The 16,957-nt window shown below is 57.6% G+C and carries 14 protein-coding genes; 3 read left to right on the top strand and 11 right to left on the bottom strand.

The features are described from left to right. Positions 1-2: 2 nt before the first annotated feature. The 4 genes from ACOAP0_RS13340 to ACOAP0_RS13325 are packed head-to-tail and all read right to left on the bottom strand — an operon-like array spanning position 3 to position 2,471. Positions 3-965, bottom strand: a complete 963-nt coding sequence (locus tag ACOAP0_RS13340) for an aspartate carbamoyltransferase catalytic subunit (protein ID WP_087496363.1) — start codon at positions 963-965, stop codon at positions 3-5. A gap of 2 nt (positions 966-967) precedes the next feature. After that, positions 968-1,465 carry a bifunctional pyr operon transcriptional regulator/uracil phosphoribosyltransferase PyrR gene (gene pyrR / locus ACOAP0_RS13335; RefSeq protein WP_087496362.1) on the bottom strand — a complete coding sequence of 166 codons (498 nt, stop codon included), beginning with the start codon at positions 1,463-1,465 and terminating at the stop codon, positions 968-970. After that, the gene (gene ruvX, locus ACOAP0_RS13330; RefSeq protein ID WP_498376794.1) at positions 1,462-1,875 is read right to left on the bottom strand and encodes a Holliday junction resolvase RuvX; all 414 of its coding nucleotides are present in this window, start codon (positions 1,873-1,875) and stop codon (positions 1,462-1,464) included. The genes pyrR and ruvX overlap by 4 nt, the downstream gene beginning before the upstream one ends. Further along, a complete protein-coding gene (locus tag ACOAP0_RS13325; protein ID WP_087496360.1) occupies positions 1,872-2,471 on the bottom strand; it encodes a YqgE/AlgH family protein in 600 nt (199 codons plus the stop codon). The genes ruvX and ACOAP0_RS13325 overlap by 4 nt, the downstream gene beginning before the upstream one ends. A 21-nt stretch (positions 2,472-2,492) precedes the next feature. On the opposite strand from ACOAP0_RS13325, the gene ACOAP0_RS13320 reads away from it, so the two are divergent. Next, positions 2,493-3,989, top strand: a complete 1,497-nt coding sequence (locus tag ACOAP0_RS13320) for a cryptochrome/photolyase family protein (RefSeq protein ID WP_498376793.1) — start codon at positions 2,493-2,495, stop codon at positions 3,987-3,989. On the opposite strand, the gene ACOAP0_RS13315 is transcribed toward ACOAP0_RS13320, so the two are convergent. From ACOAP0_RS13315 to ACOAP0_RS13290, 6 genes are all read right to left on the bottom strand, one after another. Then, complete coding sequence (locus ACOAP0_RS13315) at positions 3,962-9,832, bottom strand: hybrid sensor histidine kinase/response regulator (RefSeq protein WP_498376792.1); 5,871 nt, start codon at positions 9,830-9,832, stop codon at positions 3,962-3,964. The genes ACOAP0_RS13320 and ACOAP0_RS13315 overlap by 28 nt on opposite strands. 52 nt (positions 9,833-9,884) lie before the next feature. Beyond that, positions 9,885-12,146: a methyl-accepting chemotaxis protein gene (locus tag ACOAP0_RS13310; RefSeq protein WP_498376791.1), complete on the bottom strand. Its 2,262-nt coding sequence runs from the start codon at positions 12,144-12,146 to the stop codon at positions 9,885-9,887. Between the two features lie 20 nt (positions 12,147-12,166). Next, positions 12,167-12,697 carry a chemotaxis protein CheW gene (locus ACOAP0_RS13305; protein ID WP_498376790.1) on the bottom strand — a complete coding sequence of 177 codons (531 nt, stop codon included), beginning with the start codon at positions 12,695-12,697 and terminating at the stop codon, positions 12,167-12,169. 11 nt (positions 12,698-12,708) lie between these two features. Next, the gene (locus ACOAP0_RS13300; RefSeq protein ID WP_087496355.1) at positions 12,709-13,074 is read right to left on the bottom strand and encodes a response regulator; all 366 of its coding nucleotides are present in this window, start codon (positions 13,072-13,074) and stop codon (positions 12,709-12,711) included. Next, positions 13,074-13,466 (bottom strand): response regulator, encoded by a 393-nt coding sequence (locus ACOAP0_RS13295; RefSeq protein ID WP_498376789.1) that lies wholly within the window; start codon positions 13,464-13,466, stop codon positions 13,074-13,076. The genes ACOAP0_RS13300 and ACOAP0_RS13295 overlap by 1 nt, the downstream gene beginning before the upstream one ends. A gap of 71 nt (positions 13,467-13,537) precedes the next feature. After that, the gene (locus ACOAP0_RS13290; protein WP_250644829.1) at positions 13,538-13,690 is read right to left on the bottom strand and encodes a rubredoxin; all 153 of its coding nucleotides are present in this window, start codon (positions 13,688-13,690) and stop codon (positions 13,538-13,540) included. A 141-nt stretch (positions 13,691-13,831) separates the two neighbouring features. Between ACOAP0_RS13290 and thiD the strand changes: the two genes are divergently transcribed. Both thiD and hemL read left to right on the top strand, forming a co-directional pair. Then, the gene (gene thiD / locus ACOAP0_RS13285; RefSeq protein WP_498376788.1) at positions 13,832-14,755 is read left to right on the top strand and encodes a bifunctional hydroxymethylpyrimidine kinase/phosphomethylpyrimidine kinase; all 924 of its coding nucleotides are present in this window, start codon (positions 13,832-13,834) and stop codon (positions 14,753-14,755) included. A gap of 14 nt (positions 14,756-14,769) precedes the next feature. Continuing rightward, on the top strand, positions 14,770-16,071 hold the full coding sequence (hemL, locus tag ACOAP0_RS13280; RefSeq protein WP_498376787.1) for a glutamate-1-semialdehyde 2,1-aminomutase: 1,302 nt from the start codon (positions 14,770-14,772) through the stop codon (positions 16,069-16,071). 75 nt (positions 16,072-16,146) lie between these two features. Here the strand turns inward: hemL and ACOAP0_RS13275 are convergent, their stop codons facing one another. After that, positions 16,147-16,941: a hypothetical protein gene (locus ACOAP0_RS13275; protein WP_498376786.1), complete on the bottom strand. Its 795-nt coding sequence runs from the start codon at positions 16,939-16,941 to the stop codon at positions 16,147-16,149. Positions 16,942-16,957: the final 16 nt, after the last annotated feature.

Below are 16,957 nucleotides of genomic sequence, written 5' to 3'. Positions count from 1 at the left end.
CATCACGCTTCGTTGCCCGCGACGATGCTCATGACCGCCATGCGCACGGCGATGCCGAAGGTCACCTGCGGCAGGATCACGGCCTGTGCACCGTCCACCACCGCCGAGTCAATTTCCACCCCGCGGTTGATGGGGCCGGGGTGCATGACAATGGCATCAGGCTTGGCGAGTTGCAGTTTCTCGGGTGTGAGGCCAAAGCTCTTGAAGAATTCGTGCATAGACGGCAACAGCGCGCCGCTCATGCGCTCGTTTTGCAGGCGCAGCATGATGATGACATCGCAGTCCTTGATGCCCTCTTCCAAGGTGTGGCATACCCGCACGCCCATTTGCGCCATGTCGGAGGGCACCAGCGTTTTGGGGCCGACCACGCGCACCTCGGCACAGCCCAGAGTGGTCAGCGCATGGATGTCTGAACGAGCCACACGGGAGTGCAGAACGTCGCCCACGATGGCAACGGTGAGGTTAGAAAAGTCTTTTTTGTAGTGCCGGATGGTGAACATGTCCAGCAGCCCCTGGGTGGGGTGGGCATGGCGACCATCGCCCGCGTTGATCACATGCACATGGGGCGCCACGTGCTGGGCAATCAGGTAGGGCGCGCCGGACTCGCTGTGGCGCACGACAAACATGTCGGCGGCCATGGCGCTCAGGTTGGCGATGGTGTCCAGCAGCGACTCCCCCTTGCTGGCACTGGAGCGTGCAATGTCGAGGTTGATGACGTCCGCGCTCAGACGGGTGGCAGCAATCTCGAAGGTGGTGCGGGTGCGGGTGCTGTTCTCAAAGAATAGGTTGAACACACTTTTGCCGCGCAGCAAGGGCACTTTTTTGACTTCGCGGTCGTTGAGCGACACGAAGTTGGTAGCGGTGTCCAGAATGTGGGTGAGGATGTTTTTGGGCAGTCCTTCGGTGGACAGCAGGTGGATCAGCTCGCCGTGTTTGTTGAGTTGCGGGTTGCGCTTGTACAACATGCTCAGGCCTCCTGCACATCAAAAGAAAACACACCCTCAGCGTTACGCGCCAAGGCCAGAGACTGGTGCGCTGCCAGGCTGACCCGCGCGGCCGCGAACTCGGCCTGGATGGGTAACTGGCGCCCGCCGCGGTCTACCAGCACCGCCAAGCGCACTTGGGCGGGGCGGCCGTAGTCAAACAGCTCGTTAATCACGGCGCGGATGGTACGGCCGGTGTACAGCACGTCGTCCAGCACCAGAATGTCGGCGCCATTCACATCAAAGGGCAACTGGGTCTGGCCACCGGAAGAAAGGCCCCGTTTGGCGAAGTCGTCCCGGTGCATGGCGGACGAAATCGTGCCATGCTTGCCCGCGAGCTTCAGGTCCGCCTGCAGGCGCTCGGCCAGCCAGGCACCTCCCGAGGTGATGCCCACCAAACGGGTATCTGCATTGCACAACTGCTGTACGCCGCGCAGGAGTTCGCGGTACAGCGCCTCTGCATCCAAAGCCAATGTGGTCACGGGAGGTTCCTCAAAAATTGTTCCAAAATAATGCAGGCCGACATGGCATCGGCGTCTTTGGCGCCACTGGCAATCGCCTCGGTGGTGCTGTAGCGCTCGTCCACCTCAAACACTTGCAGGCCGAAACGCCCTTGCAACTGGCGCCCGAATTTTTTGGCGCGGGCGGTGTTTTCGTGCGGGGCGCCATCCGGGTGGTAAGGCACGCCGATCACGATGGCATCGGGCTGCCACTCTTTGAGCTTGGCAGCCACACCATCAAAGCGGGCATTGCCCTCGGCATGGATGGAGCCTTGCGGCTGCGCGGTGCGCATAAGCCGGTTGCCAACGGCAACCCCGGTGCGCTTTAAGCCGAAATCAAATGCAATAAAGGTGGTGAAGGCGGGAGGCACAAGGGGCGTAGCGTCGCTCATGCGTGCCCCGCTTGTTGCGAAATCATCCAGGACTCCAAGCCCAAGAGCCCCAAAGCCCGGTCATAGCGTTGCTCCACCGGCGTGTCGAAAATCAAGGACTGGTCCGCAGCGACTGTCAGCCAGCTGTTTTCACCCAACTCGGTTTCCAACTGACCTTCACCCCACGCTGAGTAGCCCAAAGACACGAGTACCCGCTTGGGGCCGGAGCCCATGGACAAGGCTTCAAGCACGTCTTTGGAGGTGGTCATTTCCAGCCCGCCGGGAATGGTCATGGTGGAGGAGTACAGCGACTCGTCGCTGCCCTGGCCCTCAGCCACCACGGACTCATGCAATACAAAGCCACGCTCGGTTTGTACCGGACCACCTTGAAACACTTGCTGGCTGACCAGGTCCGCACGATGCAGTGGCAGATCTATTTTGTCAAAAAGGGCAGGCAGCGGCATGTCGGCTGGCTTGTTAATGACCAAGCCCAAAGCCCCACGCGCGGAGTGTTCGCACACATACACCACGCTTTTGCCGAACATGGCATCGTCCAGTCCGGGCATTGCGATCAGGAAATGATTGGTGAGATTGAAAGGTGCAGAATCGCCGGACATTGTTTGATTTTAACGGCTGACATGCAATCTCACTTCTCTACCGGGTTGGTTTGGTTCCGGCGCGACCTGCGCACCGAAGACAACGCGGCACTGTCCCGCGCGCTGGCTTGCTGCGACACCGTTTATTGTGTTTTTGTGTATGACACAGCCATTCTGGACAAGCTGCCGCGCCAGGACCGCCGGGTGGAATTCATACAAGAGTCTGTCACGGCATTGGAGTCTTCATTGCAGGCGTTGCGAGGACATGCGTCCCGCACACTGATCACTTTGCACGATGTGGCGCATTCTGCCATTCCGGAGCTCGCCAAACAGCTGCAGGCTAATGCCGTATTCGTAGCCCGTGATTACGAACCGGCCGCCGTGACCCGCGACACTGCGGTGCAGCAGCAACTTTTGGCTGAGGGCAAGCAGCTCGTTTTGGTGAAAGACCAAGTCATTTTTGAGGACCGGGAGGTATTGACCCAGACCGGCAAGCCTTACGGAGTCTTCACTCCCTATCACCGCGCTTGGCTGGCACGGATAGGTAGTGAGCTGGTACCAGGCCATGACGTCTGTCGTGGCCACGCGGTACTGGCTGCTGCGCCGGACGCCCTTGCCAAGCCATTGCCCTCGTTGGCGGACTTAGGGTTCGAAGCCACTAACCTGCGAGCGCTTGGCATGCATGGCGGCAGTGCTGCAGGCGAAGCGATGCTGCAGGACTTTTTGGGGCGCATGGACCGGTACAGCGAAGCCCGCAATTTTCCCAGCGTGAAGGGCCCTAGCTATCTGGGAGTCCATTTGCGATTTGGCACCGTATCTATCCGCAAGCTAGTGAACCTCGCCCTAAAGCGGGTGCGCACCGGGAGCGAGGGGGCCTCGGTATGGTTGGCTGAGCTCGCATGGCGCGACTTTTACTTTCAGATCCTTGCAAACTTTCCACACGTGGCAACGCAGGCTTTCAAGCCGGAATACGATGCCATTGCCTGGGAGCAAGGCGAGGAAGCTGAGGCTCTATTTGAGGCGTGGTGCGAAGGGAAAACCGGCTACCCGATTGTTGATGCGGCCATGGCTCAGCTCAACCAGACAGGCTACATGCACAACCGTCTGCGCATGGTGGCGGGCAGCTTTTTGGTGAAGCACCTTGGCTTGGATTGGCGATGGGGCGAGAAGTACTTCGCTCTCAAGCTCAACGATTTTGACCTCTCCGCCAACAATGGTGGTTGGCAATGGGTAGCCTCCAGCGGATGCGATGCGCAACCCTATTTCCGGATTTTCAACCCCGTGACCCAAAGTGAAAAGTTTGATGGGCAAGGCAAATTCATCAAGCGCTATCTGCCACAACTGGCTGACCTTTCTGACAAGGCCATCCATGCGCCATGGCTCGCGAAACCTATGGAATTGGCAGCTGCGGGAGTTCAGATCGGCAGCAACTACCCGGCGCCTGTCGTTGATCATGCGAAAGCCAGAGCACGCACGCTCGCGCGCTATGGCTTCCTCAAAAAATCAACGGATCAAGCAGGCGCTGCGACTGAGCAATAGCCCCGCACCAGACCCAGCAACTCGTCTTCCGAGTAGGGCTTGCCAAGGTAGTGGTCCACGCCCAACTCACGGGCGTGTTCACGATGCTTCTCTGCGATGCGAGAGGTGATCATGATGATAGGCAGTCTTTGCAGTTTGGCATCTGCGCGGATGTTGCGGGCCAGGTCGAAGCCATCCATGCGGGGCATTTCGATATCGGACAGTACGACTGCCGGGATTTCTTCCTGCAGCTTTTCCAGTGCCTGCAATCCGTCGTTGGCCAGAGCTACCCGGTAGCCTTCACGCTTGAGCAATCGCTGGGTCACGCGCCGGACGGTGATGGAGTCATCTACCACCAACACCAAGGGCAGCTGGGTTCCGGACGCGGCCGTTACAGCGGCTTTTGCCGGTACATCGGAGGTTGTTTCCAACAATGCATTTACTGGGGTAGCTTCAGTTCCAAGCCCACGGGCTAGGTCACCGTACACGGATGCCAATGCCACGGGGTTGTATATCAGCACCACGGCACCGGATGCCAGCACCGACATGCCGGCCAGACCCGGCAATCGCGCGAGTTGCGGACCGAGGTTCTTCACAACCACTTCGCGGTTGCCCAAGACTTCGTCGATGTGCACGGCCAAGCGCTGGCCCGCACTTCGGAAAATGGCAACCGGCAGCGTTTTGCCACCCGCATCCGTACTCTTGGCGGAGACCTGCAATAGGGCGCCACCCCAGAAGAAAGGAACCTGTTCTTCACCGAAGCTGAATGCTTGCTGGGCATACGCTGTATCGAGCTGGGCAGCGGGAACGCGCAGTACGGTTTCCATGATGTTGGCGGGTACACCGATGGAGAACTCGCCCATCCGCAAGATCACCACCTGTGTCACAGCGGTCGTCAGGGGGAGCACCAATTTGAAGGTTGTACCGGCGTTCGCCTGAGTCTGGGTCTCGATACGTCCGCCCAAGGCATGTACCTCTGCCCTCACCACATCCATTCCGATTCCACGCCCTGAGAGTTCAGTGACCTCGTCTGCCGTGGAGAAACCGGGCATAAAGATCAGGTTGGCAGCATCTGCATCGCTCATGGAATCGCCAACGCCAATCAGTCCCTTGGCTTCTGCTTTTGCGCGGATGCGATCCAAGTGCAGTCCGGCACCATCGTCCGTAAAACTCACAGTCACATCGTTACTTTCCTGATGGACCTGGATCGTGATGTTGCCCGAAGCCGCTTTTCCACCGGCTGCTCGGTCGGCCGGAGTTTCAATGCCGTGCGCCACCGCGTTACGGAGCAAGTGCTCAAACGCCGGTGCCATACGGTCCAATACACCGCGGTCGATTTCAATAGCGCCACCGGAGATATCCAGTTTTACCTGCTTTCCTGCATCTTTGGAAGCCTGCCGAACAACACCATACAAACGGTCAGAGATCCCGTCGAACTCCACCATTCGGGTACGCAACAAGTCCTTCTGCAACTCGCGTGCCTGCCGACCTTGGGCAATCAAGTCGTCTTCCGTACCCTCGACGGAGCGCTGCAAATTACGCTGAACTGTCGCCACGTCGTTGACCGACTCCGCCATCATGCGGGTCAGCTCCTGAACACGGGTAAACCGGTCGAATTCCAAGGGGTCAAATGCCTGAGCGGAATCCTTGGTCTGTGCCAAGCGCGATTGCATTTGAGATTCGGCCTGCAGCTCGACATCACGCAATTGCTGACGCAGACGATCCAAATTTCCGGTGAGCTCACCAAGAGAGGTCCGCAACTGGGTCAAGCGCTCATCCATCCGCGAACGGGTAATCATGACCTCGCCGGCTTGATTCACCAGCCGATCCAGCAATTGAGAGCGAACCCGCACTGACTGGTTACCCTGCGCACGCGGCGTAGCCATCGCTGGAGCTTGGATAGCGGGTAGCGTTTTTGGCAAAGGCGCGACAACAGACGTGGCATTCGTCACAGGCACCGCTTCCAGCGGTGCAGAAACTTGCTTGTCCGGCACACCTTCGGCATCCGACTCTGGCAACTTCCCAAGCGAGGAGAATGCGGCTTGCAGCGAATCGAAACGACCCAGCAATGGCTCCAGCTGAATGGATTGCAATCCTTCGGCTCCGAGCTGCTCGATGGACGACTCCATGCGATGACCCATTTCACCCATGCGCATGGCACCGGCCAAACGCGCACTACCCTTTAGTGTGTGCAACAACCGCAGCACTTCGCTGCGGGCGCCGAGGTTATTGGGTCTGGCAACCCATTGGCGTAAAGCGGAGCCCAGTTGGGGCATGAGTTCCGTAGCTTCTTCTTCAAAAATCGGCAGCAAATCTGCATCCAGATGGTCTTCAGCGTCCAGATCGTCGTCCTGCTCATCCAGGATCACAAGTGGTGCAGCCTCTGCCACTACGGCGGGCAAAACATCCGGCACATCGATCTCGAATGCATCCAGTACGGGGGAGGCCTCATTTACAGGAGCTTCCATCGATTCGGATAACGGCTCAACCTCTGGATCAGTGATGGAGGACTCCTCCATCACTGGCGCTGGAAACTCGGTATCAATGATGACCTGCAAGGAGTGCAGCACTTCTGCATCGGCTTCCTTCACAAAGCCAGCAGCAAATTGGTGAAGCAAGCGCCGTATGTCTTCGGCGGCATCGCAAAACACGGCCGCATGTGCAGACTGCACCTGACGGTGCAACTGCACGTGCTGCAGGGCTTGCTCCAGGGCCTTGGCCATATTGGAGAGCGCCATAAAGCCCACTGTCGCAGAACTGCCCAAGAGGGAGTGCGCCAAGGAAATCACAGAGTCCGTGATGGGATCGCTGAGCTCCATCGCCCATTCACCCAGCTCCGTTTGCAAGCGACGCGACCACTCGTCAGCCTCATTGAGATAGACGTTGTACAGCGGAATGCTCATGCGCAAGGAGCCGATGACTTTCATGCCATCGTCCGTGTCGGCGACTACGACCTCTTCGGCAGGTGGCTCCGGTGCAACCACCACCGGCTCTGGAAACTCCAGCACCAATGCTGACTCGCGGGGCTCCGGCTCCTCCACCGCGACCGAATCCGGGTGCGGTAGTGGCTCTTCGACATACATTTCCGCCAAGCGGGTTTCCAAGGGTGCCAGTTCTGTTTTTGCGGGTGACTCAAAGTCACCAAAATCGAAGTCACCCAGCTCCAGCTCTTCGGGCTCCGGCTGAGGGTCCAAGGGGACTTCTACAGAAGATGCACGTGAATCCAAGGCAGTCGTTTGCTCAAAGTCAAACATTTGGGTAGATGCAAAGTCTGCCTGCTCCACAGGCTCGCTCAATGAAAGCTCAAGCTCGCTCGCCAACTGCGTGGGCTCAAAGTCTTGCACCGGAACGGTTTCCAGCATATCGGGCGCACCGATTTGCGTTGCGGCGAAGTCCGCACTATTGAAGTCCTGCGTATCCGCCAGCAGCTCGGTGGCCTCTTCAACAAGCTGAGGCGGATCCAATGCTGGCAGAGGTTCATTAATCTCTTGTTCGACTGTCTGTAACTGCTCAACCGACTCCACTGGAGATTCCAAAGGTACTACCAAAGGCACCCATTGATCGTGCAAACGCAATGCATCAGAGGTTTTGCGGAATTCCGCAGCGCTCCACGAACTGGCGTCACCGGATTCAATATCGCGCACCCAACGCTCAAAAGCAGACATCGCTTCGGTCGACGTTGCAATGAGTGCTTCGCTGGCCGGACGCTGCTCTGCCAGCGATGTATTCAGAAGTTGCTCGAACGACCATGCTGCCTCGCCAAAGTCATTCAAACCCACCATCCGCGAACTGCCTTTCAGGGTGTGGAATGCACGCCGGAGTGTGGTTTGGTCTGCGAGATTGGTTGGATCAACCTGCAGTGCGGCAATGGCCTCTCGACCACGGACGACGACTTCACGAGCCTCTTCCAGGAAGATATCCAGCAATTCAGCGCTGTCATCATCATCTTCCGCTGCAGGCGCAGCAGTTATCACCACCGGTTGTGTTTTCTCAGCGTTGCCAACGGATTCAGGCAAAGACTGGCCCGTCAATGCGGCCAAAGCAGCCATGTCATCTTCGATGCCCTCTGCAGAAGACACCGAAGCCTCGGGCAATACAGAACGCTCGCGGCCCATCAGAGGCTTGAACTCACCAAGCTCTTCGTCATAGACAAACAAAGTTTTTGCGAGCGTGCGTTGATAGCTGAGCATGTCAATGAGAAAACCCATCGCCCCCAAGCTATTCCCTAGCTTTTCAAATATGCCGCTGCGCGCACTGACTTCATCTACATCGTCAACAAGGAACTGCTCGACACTCGCGCGCATGCGCAGCGCAGCAACCGAAGGTTGATCCAAGCCCAACACAGAAAAAACGCCGCGCATTTGCGCCAGCTGACTGGGGACCTCGCGAAGAGGACCTTTGTCGCGGGGGTCCCTGAAAAACTGATCCAGGGATTTTTCAACTTCTGCAAGCGTAGTCCGCAACTCATCCACAACGCTGCCCATGGTTTGACGGTCGCTGACCCGACGGTACAGCTCCTCCATCCACCCCTCCAGCGGCTCTGGTTCACCGCCGTCGGTGACGTGCTGCAGTCGCTGGGCCAAGCGCGCGCTGCGGTCCGCCATTTGGTTATCTGTGGGATCGAGGTCCTCGTACGCTGCTTCAAGGTACAGGACAGAGGTCGCAACCTCCATCGCTACCGCTGGTGATGGTGCCGCTCCAGTACGTGCGGTGGCTTCAATAGCACGTGACAATGCCTTGGCCAATTCACCGCTTTCGGCATGCAACTTGGTCACAGCGTCTGCGACTGCAGCAAACTGCTCGGCTGCTGGCTTCAAGCGATTGACATCTCCACCCGCAAGGGCAGACCACGTTTCTGCTGCCGCAGCGATCCGCTTGCGGGCCAGCACCAACATGGCAGGGTCAAAACGCCCGAACTGCTCATGGACATAGTCAACCGGCTTGCTACGGTTGAGTCCATAAGCCTTTCGGACAGCCGCCAACACCGGAGCTTCAGATCCTTCGGACGGAATTGCACGCGAACAAAAGAAAACGATATCTTGCGCCAGCCGCTCAGAGACCGAATGCTGCCCTTTTGCCAAGGCGACGTATTGCTGAAGAATGCGGGACGCAGCGCGCTTGGTATAGACATCACCGTCAAACAGGCGCAAGGCCATGCCTTCAAAATAGGCGGCGCTCACCATCCAGAACGTCTGCTCTTCGGCCGAATGCGCGGAAGCCGCCAAACCCAGACTGATTGCCTGCAGGCGTCTGGCGGCTTTTTCGTCGCCATACTTCACCAAACGTAAAACGGCGTGATCCATTTCACGGCGTAAGTCCGGGCCGATAGCCCGCGGCTCTGTTCCTTCAGGGACAGGAATGGAAACCCATTGCCAGGCTGGTGGCCAAAGATCCGCTGGATGGATGCGCTCTGCGCCCGCCATTTCCAGCAAGGTCTTGTACTGAGGGAACAAAGCTACAGACGATGCGGCCTTGCCCTTCAAGACACCATCAAGATATTCGGTCAACGCGAAGCTTGCGCGCTCCATGCAGTTAGCGGCCTCATCACTGCACTGCTCGGGCCGCTGCACAAAGCGCTGGGCCAAAGACTCCATGGCCCTCAGAAATTTTGCCGGGGCCTCCAAGCCCACCATTTCCAGCGCGCCTACAGCCTGATGCAATTGCTGGCGAGCAATCCGCAAATGGCTGGCATCCAACTCTGTCAGATCAGATCCACGTGCGAGTTCCGCGTCGCGAACGAAACGGCGCATTGCTTTGGTTGCGCCGTCAAGCGACTTGCGCAGCTCATCCAAAACCCAAGCCAATGGCCCGAGATCGGTGATTGAAAGCTCATTGTCTCCGGGAGCGACAAGGTTTGACGACATGGGTTCAGGCTCTCCAGGAAATCACGGGGCAATCGAACGCGGCAAAGTGCGATCAGGAAATCTTGAATCGGGATACCGACTGACGCAACTCCTCGGCCATGCGGGACAGTTCCCGCACCTGGTTTGCAGTGGCACGGGTACCTTCTCCGGTCTGCTCGGTCACCGCGAAAATGTGCTGGATGTTGTCCGCCACCACGTTGGCAAGGCCGGCCTCACGGGACGCAGCATTCGAAATCTGTTCAATCAGATCCGCCACTTGACGGGACACCCGATCAATTTCTGTCAGTGCGGTACCGGCGTTATCGGAGAGCTTAGCCCCCTCCACCACACCCTGTGTAGAGCGCTCCATAGCGCCGATAGCATCTTGGGTGTCGGTCTGAATGGCTTTCACCAGCGCAGCAATCTGTCGCGTCGCGTCGGCAGAGCGCTCGGCCAAACGCTGCACTTCTTCCGCCACCACTGAGAAGCCTCGACCGGCTTCACCGGCAGATGCCGCCTGGATAGCTGCGTTCAACGCCAGAACGTTGGTCTGTTCGGTAATGTCAGAAATCAGCTCTGTAATTTCACCAATCTCTTGGGAAGATTCACCGAGTCGCTTGATGCGTTTGGAGGTTTCCTGGATCTGGTCACGGATGGAGTTCATACCACCGATCGCGTTTTGCACCGCCTGCAAACCTGATTCCGCCGCCTGGAGCGACTGGCGGGCTACCGTCGCAGACTCTTGCGCTTGAGCCGACACTTCGTTAATACGACCCGCCATATCCAGAACGGACTTACCGGTTTCACGAATCTCGTGCAGTTGCTCGTTGGAAGCAGCAAGCAGTTCGGTAGAGGTCGCATCCACATCTGCGGTTGTTTGGGCGACTCGGGCCGCTGTGTTCTGTACGTTGGACACCAGCGAGCGCAGCTCTTCCACCGTGTAATTCACCGAGTCGGCAATAGCGCCGGTAATGTCCTCGGTCACCGTGGCTTCCTGGGTCAGGTCACCCTCCGCCACTGTTTGCAATTCGTTCATCAGTCGCAAAATCGCAGCCTGGTTGGCGTCATTAACACGCTTGGCTTCCTGCTCCTGACGCTCCGCTTCCAATCGCTGATCTTCCGCAACCACCTGGCGTTTACGGCTGTCTTGCAACTGCACGTAAGACAAACCGCCAGCACAAACCAAAGCGAACAATGCGGCAACCACCAACAAAGCCAAAGATGCCCCACCGATACCAGCTTGACCTGAGAGTTTGGCCTGCAAATCCTCCAAGTTGCGGCGCAATGGCTCGCTGTCCGCAATGATCGCGCCCTGCGCTTCACGTGCAGAGACCAAGCCTTGTAAGTTACCCAGAATCGCACCCGCTTGAACACGAGTTTCCTCGTACATTTTGATCAACGCTTCGAGTTGCTCGCGAGTCGCAGCATCTTTGGTAGCGGTCAAACGCAGCTCCGTGCTACCAGACAGAAGCGCTTCTGAGATTTCCTTGAAAGTGTTCAAGTCCTTACCCAGCAAGAACACGGCTTCGGGGCTCACGCCTTCTGCAGTCAAGAACTCATTGGATGACTTGCCGATACGCTGGGTCAACATCACCAACTGGCCGACCGCAGAGATTTCAGCGGCGGGCGCATTTTGCTGCAACTTAAGGGAAGCAACTGTTTCGGCTACTTCCAGCAAATCTGAAGACTGCCGATTGATCAAACGCAACGCAGATCCGATTTGGGTCAGCATTTTCTGTTGCGCAATAACGGCCTTCGCGTTCTTGTCAGCACGTTCAACCAAGGGAATCACCTTCCCGAGCTCAGGCGCGAAGTCTTCGTTCAGTGCGTTGATGCGCATCTCGTCATCGCCAGACTGCAAACCTTTGACGGATTTGGAAAGAATGCCCGAGCTGTCAGACACGTCAGGGAACGCCTGAGCGCTTCCCACCACCGCCTGGGACACCGATTTCGCCAACCGCTGTGACTGCATCAGTGACTGGCCCGTCGCACCCAATTGCTGAGCAACGCGATCCGACTGGTTCAAGGCGTAAAAGGTGACACCCGCCAGCACCACCAAAGCACCGCCCAAGAGCACAAACAGCGTACGCTGGTGCTGAACCACGGTACGTCGACCCAGAAGGGGAATTGAAATCAACTCCCCTTCAGGTACCACTGGCTCATCCGCCAAACTGGGAGCAGGAGCTTGAAGAGGCGCATTTTGCGACTCCTGCAATGTTTCGTGCTCGGCACTGTTAACCGTCGCATCAGGCATCGCAAGGCTCAGGCGCGAGTCCAGCTCCGATTCAGGCTGCTTCTTGGAAAAAAGATTTTTCAATTGATCGACGACGGACATGGTGGGACCTTACGGATGAACTAAGCGCTGATGCTCAAAAACTGTGGAGACTGGGAAAGAATACGCAAGTTGATTTCTTGCCACGCTTCTCCAGCACTGTCGACAAAAACATTACCAAAAAAAGCAGGAGAACCTTCTGCAGGGCCGTGCGATTGGGAAAACGCATCCGCACCACGCAAGCCGGACAGGACATCAACTTGCAAGGCACAGTTCACATCCAAAGCTGCGTTCAGCGTCACGACACTGGGCTCTAGAGAAGTAGAGGTCTGGACCGGCTCTCCGGTTTCTGCAGACATGAAGGAAGCGAGATCAACCACACCGTAAAGTCCGCCTCGGATGTTCACCACACCCTTGAACCAATTCACCGCATAGGGCACGGGCTGGACATGGGTAAGCGGAACGATTTCACCAGACTGGCTGAGTGGAAAAAGGTATTTCCGGCCCGCAGCCTGCACCGCAAGCCATGCCACCGACATACCTTCGGCACGAGCGGCCTGTAACCGGCTGGCAAGCCGGGCCTGTAATTCTCGAAGTGCTTCTCTATTGGCCATGGGGCGCTGCGTTAACCCAGGGCCTTGATCTTGGCCAGCAGTTCGGATGCATCCACCGGCTTGGTGATGTAGTCCTTGGCACCTTGGCGCATTCCCCAAACCCGGTCTGTCTCCAGGCTCTTGCTGGTGCACATGATGATGGGAATGTCTGCGTACTCAGGGGTGCGGTTAATGGCACGGGTCAGCTGGAAGCCGTTTTGGCCAGGCATCACCACGTCCATCAAGATCAACTGGGGCTTTTCCTCAGCCAAACGCTTGAAAGCTTCATCTGCGTTCTCTGCCGCACGGACGGTATATCCGTTCTTCTGCAGGATCTCTGTCAGGTAGAGGAGCTCTGTCTTGGAATCGTCAACGATCAATACTTTTTGGATAGGCATCAGGCTGCTCCTTGCAATGCGGCACCGAATTGCTGCACAGCCTGCAGCAACTGGTCTTTGGTGAAGGGTTTGGTGAGGTAATCCTGCGCACCGACCATGCGGCCCCGCGCTTTGTCGAAGACGCCATCCTTGGAGGACAACATCACGACAGGGACCCCGGAAAATTTGGAGTTGCGTTTGATGATGGCGCAGGTCTGGTAACCATCCAAGCGCGGCATCAGGATGTCGCAGAAAATCATGTGAGGCTGGTAATCATTGACTTTGGCCAATGCGTCGAACCCATCCTCGGCGAGCAAGACGTCGTGCCCGCCCTGCTTGAGAAAGATTTCCGCGCTGCGCCGTATGGTGTTGCTGTCGTCAATCACCAGGACTTTAAAGGTGGGGGCGGTCATACTCAAAGGGCTTGGCTCCAGTACTCACATGGAAGGTCAGGACATGCAAATTCCGCACCCGGAGTGCGACATCAGATTTGCACCATTTCGAAGTCTTCTTTGCGGGCACCACATTCGGGGCATGTCCAGTTCATAGGGACATCTGCCCACAATGTGCCGGGTGCGATGCCGTGGTCAGGCGCGCCCGCGACCTCGTCATAAATCCAACCGCAAATCAAGCACATCCAAGTTTTAGTATCAGTCACAGCTTATAGGGCCTTCAAATAGAATGCAACGATTGTATAGAGCAGGTTTTGTCCAAAAGACCGCCGCCCGACTAAAGAACGCCATTCTGCACGATGACTTACCCTAATAAAGGCCTCTAGATGTCGGCAACACCCTCCCCGGAAATCGAAGATGCCATCGGTGATGATGGGCCCTCGGCCTGCGTCATGGCATTCAACGCCAACGACCCCAGCGGCGGCGGCGGCACCGCGGCCGACCTGACGGCCATTGCATCTGTTGGCGCACATGCCTTGCCGGTTGTCACCGGCGCCTACGTGCGCGACACCACTGAGATCGTGGATCACTTTCCCTTCGACGACGAGGCCGTGACCGAACAAGCGCGCGTCATCCTGGAAGACGTGCCCGCACAGGTTTTCAAGGTCGGTTTTGTAGGAACTCCGGAGAACCTCTCTGCCATCGCTGAAATGGCATCTGACTATTCCGATGTCCCCCTCGTGGCCTACATGCCGGACCTATCCTGGTGGGAAGAAGACAAGATCGATTTGTATCAAGACGCTTGCACAGAGTTACTTTTGCCTCAGACGACATTGTTGGTAGGAAACCACAGCACGCTATCCCGCTGGCTACTGCCCGACTGGGAGTCCGAAAAAAGCCCCTCTGCCCGCGATATTGCGAAAGCAGCCAACGCATTCGGCGTGCCCTACACCTTGGTCACCGGCATACCCTTGCCCGACCAATTCATAGATAACGTTCTCGCTTCACCGACCGCCGTGCTGTGCAGTGAAAAGTTCGAGCGCTTTGAAGCCATATTCACAGGAGCAGGCGACACGCTATCTGCGGCATTGGCTGCGCTGATCGCCAGCGGCACAGAACTCAACGAAGCCGTAACCGAAGCGCTGAGCTACCTCGATCGCTGCCTGGAAAACGGCTTTCGCCCGGGCATGGGACATGTACTGCCTGACCGCCTGTTCTGGGCACAACCCGAAAGCGACGACGAAGAAGACGGTGCGTTGTCCTCTGTAGAAACCGACTTCGAAGTCCCCCCCAATTCCACCCGACACTAACTGGCAGAAATTTTGTGACAGACCGTAACTTAGACCTTTTCGAGCGCGCCAAACGCGTGATTCCCGGCGGCGTGAACTCCCCTGTGCGCGCATTCAAAGCCGTGGGCGGCACCCCGCGTTTTGTGCAACGTGCGCAAGGCGCCTACTTTTGGGACGCCGACGGCAAGCGCTATATCGACTACATCGGATCCTGGGGTCCCATGATCCTGGGCCACGGTCACCCTGCAGTGTTGGAGGCCGTGCAAAAAGCAGCGCTCGACGGCTTCTCCTTCGGCGCCCCGACAGAACGCGAGGTGGAACTAGCCGAAGCCATCTTGGCACTGGTACCCAGCATGGACATGGTGCGGCTGGTCAGTAGCGGCACCGAGGCCGGCATGAGCGCCATCCGCCTCGCCCGCGGCGCGACTGGCCGGAGCAAGATTTTGAAGTTTGAAGGCTGCTACCACGGCCATGCCGACGCATTGCTGGTCAAAGCCGGCTCCGGCTTGGCCACCTTCGGCAACCCCACCAGCGCCGGTGTGCCGCCCGAAGTGGTGCAGCACACCCTGGTGCTGGAGTACAACAACATCCAGCAACTCGAAGAAGCTTTTGCCCTGCACGGCAAAGAGTTGGCCTGCGTGATGATCGAGCCGATTGCCGGCAACATGAATTTCGTGCGCGCCAGCGTGCCCTTCATCAAACGCTGCAGCGAGCTGTGCACCGAATACGGCGCGCTGTTTGTGTTTGACGAAGTGATGACCGGCTTCCGCGTCGCACCCGGCAGCGCCCAGCAGGTCTATGCACGCAGCATTCCCGGATTTGAGCCGGACATGACAGTGATGGGCAAGGTGATCGGCGGCGGCATGCCCTTGGCAGCCTTTGGCGGCAAGCGCGCGGTCATGGAGCAGCTGGCGCCCTTGGGCCCTGTGTACCAAGCCGGCACTTTGTCTGGCAACCCGGTGGCTACCGCTTGCGGCTTGGCGACCTTGGCAGAAATCAGCAAACCCGGCTTCTACGAAGACTTGGGCCGCAAAACACAGTCCCTGATCAGCGGCCTGCAAGCAGAAGCCGACAAAGCGGGAATCGACTTCTGCGGCGACTCTGAGGGCGGCATGTTCGGCTTTTTCTTATTCAAAGAACTGCCGCAAAACTACGCCAAGGTCATGACCACCGACAACGCGCGTTTCAACACTCTGTTCCACGGCCTGCTGGACCGCGGTGTTTACATCGCCCCGGCGCTCTACGAAGCAGGCTTCATGAGCGCAGCACACACCGATGCCGACATTGCAGAGACGGTCACCGCGGCGGGTGACGTGTTCAAATTGCTATCAAAATAGAAGCTATTTGCGCAAAGGAAACAAGAGCTGGAAACCGATTTGGCTTCCAGCCCTTGTTTTAAGGTGTTATCGAGGTTACCGGCTCGGCGAGATGGTAGCCACCTGCGCCATAGTGGCAACTCGGGTGGCCAGGCGCTTGCAATCTGCGGAAGTTTGGGCTGCTTGAACAGTTTGCAGCAGTCCGGCATCCCATCCTGAAATCCATTCCCTGTGCAGCCAGTTTCGACCGAACCCACGCTCAAGGGCACTCCAGGCAGCATCCAGCTCGGGATCTGGAGACTTCAAACAGCTCGCCAATCCCAAGCGAAGTTCTTGCAACCCCTTCTGCCAGCCATCTCGCTCATCGAGCGCCCTAGCTATCACGCTTTTTCGCATCGCAGACAAACCTTCTTGCCGCATGGCGACCAGTTCCTGCAATTCCTCAACCATCCGGCGCTCGTCAGGGGTTGCGGTAGCGTCGCGGGCAAGTGCTTCACGCAAATGCATCGACAGGCCTGAAGCTTGTCTCACCAACTCGTCATTCCAAGGCATACGCACTAGGAGAGTTAATGCCTGAAATGCCGCCTCGTTTCTCCAATCACTTTGCGTACCAGGATCGGCAAATACACTCTTCAATAATTCGAACCCATGGCTCGCTTGGCGCATGGACGATACAAAGTCCTGTTGACCGGGCTGCCGAGACAATTGAAAAGCGGTTGCGATGACTAGCCCGGGGTCGGCGAACAGCTGCTGCCTTGCAGACGAGTAAGGCGCAATGACGCGAATGGAACCGGTGCTACTTAGACGCCCTTCTTGATAATCTGCACGGACAACTTGCACCTGCCATTCGGCGAACCCCGCTAGAAGAAGCAGCACGCAAACGACGGCCACCACTCTACGCCGCATA

This window comes from Curvibacter sp. Hmag1.1 (assembly GCF_059769165.1).
This window is presented reverse-complemented; position numbering and strand designations above follow the sequence as displayed.